Raw genomic sequence first — 4,900 nt, 5'->3', positions numbered from 1 at the left:
CGGCGGGGGCGGGCTCAGCGGGCGGTGCGGCGACCCGAGGCCAGGCGCCCACTGACCCGGCGGACGATCCCCCGCGGCGCCACCTGGACGATTCCCACGACGGCCTTGTAGACCCCGCCGGGCACGCTCAGCGCACGACCGCGGGCGACGTCGTCCAGGCAGTCCTGCACGAGCCGGTCGGCGTCGAGCCACGCGGCGTCGGGCAGGTGGGACATGTTCATCGAGGCCCGCTGGTGGAACTCCGTGTGCGTGAAGCCCGGGCACAGCGCCGTGGCGGTGACCCCGGTGCCCTGCAGCTCGTTGGCCAGGCCCTCGGTGAAGGTCGTGCACCACGCCTTGGCGGCGGAGTAGGTCCCCATCTGCACGAACGACGCCACCGACGAGACGTTGACGACGGCCCCGCGCCCCCGCTCGCGCATCGCCAGCGCCGCGGCCTGCGACACGACGAGCACCGCGCGGGTGTGGATCATCAGGTGATGCTCCTCCCGCTCGATCGGGGTGCGCAGGAAGTCGGTCTTGAGGCCGTAGCCGGCGTTGTTGACGACGAGGTCGACAGGCCGTGCCTGGTCGGCGACCCGGTCGGCCACCCGCTGCAGCTGGTCGCGCTCGGCGACGTCCGCGACGAGGATCTCGCAGCTCGTGCCGTGCAGGTCCCGCAGGTCGTCGGCGACCTCCTGCAGCCGGTCGCGGTTGCGGGCGACCAGGACGAGGTCGTGGCCGCGGCAGGCCAGCTCACGGACGAAGGCCAGGCCGATGCCGGCGGACGCGCCGGTGACGAGTGCGGTTGCCATGAGCGACAGCGTAGAGGCTCGGCCAGGCGCCTCCGGTAGGTTGGCGAGGTGCGCATCGCAACCTGGAACGTCAACAGCATCCGGACCCGCGTCGACCGCGTCGTCGCCTTCCTCGAGCGCCACGACGTGGACGTGCTGGCCATGCAGGAGACCAAGTGCAAGGACGCGCAGTTCCCGATGCTGCCGTTCGAGCAGGCGGGCTACGAGGTCGCCCACCACGGCCTCAACCAGTGGAACGGCGTCGCCATCGCCTCTCGCGTCGGGCTCTCCGACGTGCAGGTCGGCTTCGAGCACATGCCGACCTACGGCGAGCCGGAGTCGGTCGCCGAGGCGCGGGCGCTCGGAGCGACGTGCGACGGGGTGCGCGTCTGGTCGCTCTACGTCCCCAACGGACGCGAGCTCGGGCACCCCCACTACGCCTACAAGCTCGACTGGCTCGCCCGGCTCAGGGCGGACGGCGAGCGCTGGCTCGCCGAGGACCCCGCGGCCCAGGTCGCGCTCATGGGTGACTGGAACGTCGCCCCGCAGGACGAGGACGTCTGGGACATGGCCTTCTTCGAGGGCAAGACGCACGTCTCGGTCCCGGAGCGCGAGGCCTTCGCGGCCGTGGTGGCCGCGGGCTTCGCCGACGTGGTCCGGCCCTACACGTCCGAGCCCCGCACCTACACCTACTGGGACTACACCCAGCTGCGCTTCCCCAAGAAGCAGGGCATGCGCATCGACTTCTGCCTGGCGAGCCCCGCGCTCGCGAGCCGGGTGACCGGCGCGTCCATCGACCGCGAGGAGCGCAAGGGCAAGGGCGCGAGCGACCACGCCCCGGTGATCGTCGACCTCGACGCCTAGGGGTATCGCCCCGGGCAGCGCCTCAGGCGACGAGCTCCAGCCTGGGGAGCAGGTCCACGCCGTGGGTGCCGACGACGAAGCACCCCAGGTCGATCACCCCTTTCTCCTGCCAGCACCTTTGGGCGACCTCCTGCCACGCGCGATCGGCGGCGATCGCGTGCGCCGGCCCGGGCCGCACGAGCAGGGTGGCGACCGTCGCATGCTCACCCACCACCTCGGCGACCGCCTCGAGGAGCACTCGCACGTGGGCGGGATCGCAGGGGGACGGCAGGTCCCGGAAGGACATGGGGGCGACGAGATGCCCGTTGAGGTCGCCGATCAGGACGGCGACGTCGTGGTCGCGCGGCCCGGGCGGCGGCATCGTGGCCTGGATGGCTCGCCGCAGATGGGTGACGTCGCGCATCGAACGTCCCTCGAGCATCTCGTCGAGCGTGAGCGGGATGCCAGCGGTGGTGGGTGTGGTGTCCATGCAGCGATCGTCACGAGCCGCGGACCCCGGCACCACCCCCTGCCCTCGGCCTGTGGACGACGACGCGGATCCACGCGTCGACGGCCGGGCCTGTGGACAACGGCCCGTCGGGTCCCCTGGCCCACACGTCGACCGCGTCCGTTAAGGTGCGAGGAGACGCGGGGTGCCTGGCCGTCGGCCGGGCTGAGATCACACCCGTCGCACCTGATCTAGGTCGTGCTAGCGAAGGGACGTCGTATGACGGACGCATCCGTGGACCCGGTGACCGCAGTCACCCCCGACGGGGTGGCCGAGGCGCTCGCCCGGCTCAGGGCCACCACGCCGCTGGTCCAGAGCCTCACCAACATCGTCGTGGCGCAGTGGACGGCCAACGTCCTGCTGGCCGCCGGCGCCGCCCCCGCCATGGTGGACAACCCGCACGAGGCGGAGGCCTTCGCCCGGGTCGCGGGCGGCGTGCTGGTCAACACCGGGACGCCGTACGACGACACGACGGCCGCCATGCGGGCCGCCGTCACGGGCGCGCAGGCCGCCGGCACGCCGTGGGTGCTCGACCCGGTCGCCGCCGGCGGCCTGGCCTGGCGCACCGGGGTCGCGGTCTCGCTCATGGACCTGCACGCGCCGACGATCGTGCGCGGCAACGCCTCCGAGATCGCGGGGCTGCTGGGCGGTCTCGGAGGTCGCGGGGTCGACAGCGCCGACTCGCCCGAGGAGGTCCTGGACCGCGCCCGCGAGCTCGCCACCTCCCGCCGCACGGTCGTCGCGGTCAGCGGCGCCGTCGACCACCTCACGGACGGCGAGCGCCTGGTCCGGGTGCACAACGGTGATCCCGTGATGACCAAGGTCACCGGGGTGGGCTGCGCCCTCGGCGCCCTGATGGCGGGCTTCGCGGCCGTGTGCGACGACGCGCTGCTCGCCGCCACGAGCGCGACGGGGCTGCTGACGGTGGCCGCCGAGCGCGCCGCCCGCGCGGCTCGGGGGCCCGGCAGCTTCGCCGTGGCGCTGCTCGACGAGCTGAGCCTGGTCACCCCCGACGAGCTCGCCTCCGGGCTGGTGCTCTCATGACCGGTCAGCGGTCCGTCCTCGAGGGACGCGATCTCGACCTCACGCTCTACCTCGTCACCGACACGGCCCTGTGCGGCGGCGACGACCAGGTCGCGCGGGTCGCCCGCGCCGCCGTGGACGGGGGCGCGACCCTCGTGCAGGTGCGTGACCCCCGGGCCGACGACGAGCGGATCCTGCGCCTCACGCGGTCGGTGATCCGGGCGCTCGAGGGCACCGGCGTCCCCGTCGTCGTCAACGACCGGGTCGACCTCGTCGAGGCAACCGGGGCCGCGGGCGCCCACATCGGCCAGAGCGACCTGTCGCCCGGGCGGGCGCGCGAGCTCCTCGGTCCCGACCGCCTCCTCGGGCTCTCCTGCCAGACCCTCGCCCACGTCGAGGCGGCCCGGGCCCTGCCCGAGGGCACCGTCGACTACCTCGGCCTGGGACCGGTGTGGGAGCAGGCCACCAAGCCCGACGCCGCGACCCCCGCCGGCCCCGAGGGCATCGCCGCGCTCGTCGCCGCCAGCCCCTGGCCGACGGTCGCCATCGGCGGCATCCACGCGTCACGCATCGGCCTGCTCCCGGCCACCGGCGTCGACGGGGCCGCCGTCGTCAGCGCCGTCTGCGCCGCGGCTGACCCCCACGAGGCGGCGGCCACGCTCCTGGCCCGGTGGCGCGAGGCGGCGGAGCGGCATACGGCCCAGGCACCCGACCGACCTCGGGGAGAGGCGCGATGACCGCCCCACCCAAGGTCCTCTCCATCGCCGGCAGCGATCCCTCGGGCGGCGCCGGCATCCAGGCCGACCTCAAGACCTTCTCCGCGCTCGGCGCCTACGGCATGTGCGTCATGACCGCGCTCACCGCGCAGTCCACGCAGGGCGTGACCGGGGTGCACGCCGTGCCCGCCGACTTCGTCACCGCCCAGCTGGAGACGCTGCTGGCCGACATCACCCCTGAAGCCGTCAAGATCGGCATGCTCGCCGACGCCGAGGTCACCGCGGCCGTCGGCCGGGTGCTGCACCGGCTGCGCGCCGAGGAGGCGGACGAGACGCCGATCGTGCTCGACCCCGTCATGGTGGCGACCAGCGGCGACCGGCTGCTCGACGAGTCCGCCGTCGCGGCCGTGCGCGAGCTCGTCCCGCTCGCCAGCATGATCACCCCCAACCTGCCCGAGGCCGCGGTGCTCCTCGACACCGAGCCCGCCGGCAGCGTCGACGAGATGGTCGACCAGGCGCGAGCCCTCGTCGCGGCCGGAGCACGCCGCGCCTACGTCAAGGGCGGTCACCACACGGGCACCGAGCTGGCCACCGACGTGCTCGCCGACGCCCGTGGCCAGGTGCTGATCACGGCCGAGTGGGTGGCCACCCGGCATACCCACGGGACAGGGTGCACCCTGTCCTCCGCCCTGGCGGCCCTGCGACCACGGCGTCCCGACTGGGAGATGACCTGCCGCGACGCCAAGGCCTGGCTCACCGAGGCGCTGCGGCACGCCGACGAGCTGCAGGTCGGGCACGGGCACGGCCCGGTCCACCACTTCTACGACGTCTGGAGCTGACCGATGACCTTCACCACCGACGCCTGGGCTCGCACCGCCGACGTCCGGTCCGCCATCGACGAGCTGCCGTTCGTGCAGGGCCTGGCCGATGGCACGCTCGACCGCGAGCGCTTCACCTACTACATGGCGCAGGACGCGCTCTACCTCGCGGACTACGGCCGGGTGCTCGCGACCCTCGCCGGGCAGGCCACCGACCCCGAC

General features: G+C 73.8%; 6 protein-coding genes, 1 pseudogene and 1 riboswitch. Of the genes and pseudogenes, 5 read left to right on the top strand and 2 right to left on the bottom strand.

The genetic code is table 11. The features are described 5' to 3' along the window. Window positions 1–14: 14 nt before the first annotated feature. Window positions 15–791: an SDR family NAD(P)-dependent oxidoreductase gene (locus B2P18_RS12790; RefSeq protein WP_286960119.1), complete on the bottom strand. Its 777-nt coding sequence runs from the start codon at window positions 789–791 to the stop codon at window positions 15–17. 48 nt (window positions 792–839) lie between these two features. Here B2P18_RS12790 and B2P18_RS12785 point away from each other — a divergent pair, with 48 nt between their 5' ends. Next, window positions 840–1,634, top strand: coding sequence for an exodeoxyribonuclease III (locus B2P18_RS12785; RefSeq protein ID WP_286960472.1), 795 nt, complete (start codon window positions 840–842; stop codon window positions 1,632–1,634). 22 nt (window positions 1,635–1,656) lie between these two features. Here the strand turns inward: B2P18_RS12785 and B2P18_RS12780 are convergent, their stop codons facing one another. Beyond that, window positions 1,657–2,103 (bottom strand): hypothetical protein, encoded by a 447-nt coding sequence (locus B2P18_RS12780; RefSeq protein ID WP_286960471.1) that lies wholly within the window; start codon window positions 2,101–2,103, stop codon window positions 1,657–1,659. Window positions 2,104–2,252: 149 nt separating this feature from the next. Then, a riboswitch (TPP riboswitch) is annotated at window positions 2,253–2,351 on the top strand. On the opposite strand from B2P18_RS12780, the gene thiM reads away from it, so the two are divergent. The 4 genes and pseudogenes from thiM to B2P18_RS12760 form a co-directional block, all read left to right on the top strand. Beyond that, on the top strand, window positions 2,341–3,165 hold the full coding sequence (thiM, locus tag B2P18_RS12775) for a hydroxyethylthiazole kinase (RefSeq protein ID WP_286960469.1): 825 nt from the start codon (window positions 2,341–2,343) through the stop codon (window positions 3,163–3,165). It overlaps the preceding riboswitch by 11 nt. Beyond that, the gene (gene thiE, locus B2P18_RS12770; protein ID WP_286960460.1) at window positions 3,162–3,881 is read left to right on the top strand and encodes a thiamine phosphate synthase; all 720 of its coding nucleotides are present in this window, start codon (window positions 3,162–3,164) and stop codon (window positions 3,879–3,881) included. The genes thiM and thiE overlap by 4 nt, the downstream gene beginning before the upstream one ends. Then, window positions 3,878–4,699 (top strand): bifunctional hydroxymethylpyrimidine kinase/phosphomethylpyrimidine kinase, encoded by an 822-nt coding sequence (thiD, locus tag B2P18_RS12765; RefSeq protein ID WP_286960457.1) that lies wholly within the window; start codon window positions 3,878–3,880, stop codon window positions 4,697–4,699. Before thiE ends, thiD begins: the two co-directional genes overlap by 4 nt. A 3-nt stretch (window positions 4,700–4,702) precedes the next feature. Then, a pseudogene (locus tag B2P18_RS12760) lies at window positions 4,703–4,900 on the top strand (thiaminase II); the annotation flags it as partial.

Source organism: Arsenicicoccus sp. UBA2120 (assembly GCF_002330965.1).
Taxonomy (GTDB): domain Bacteria; phylum Actinomycetota; class Actinomycetes; order Actinomycetales; family Dermatophilaceae; genus Arsenicicoccus; species Arsenicicoccus bolidensis.
Note: the sequence above shows the minus strand (reverse complement) of the source record. Positions and strands in the feature narration are given on the sequence as shown.

Coding starts and splice junctions, on each gene's coding strand:
- thiM (WP_286960469.1), top strand. CDS start 2,341: ATGACGGACGCATCCGTGGACCCGGTGACCGCAGTCACCCCCGACGGG.
- thiE (WP_286960460.1), top strand. CDS start 3,162: ATGACCGGTCAGCGGTCCGTCCTCGAGGGACGCGATCTCGACCTCACG.
- B2P18_RS12780 (WP_286960471.1), bottom strand. CDS start 2,103: ATGGACACCACACCCACCACCGCTGGCATCCCGCTCACGCTCGACGAG.
- B2P18_RS12790 (WP_286960119.1), bottom strand. CDS start 791: ATGGCAACCGCACTCGTCACCGGCGCGTCCGCCGGCATCGGCCTGGCC.
- thiD (WP_286960457.1), top strand. CDS start 3,878: ATGACCGCCCCACCCAAGGTCCTCTCCATCGCCGGCAGCGATCCCTCG.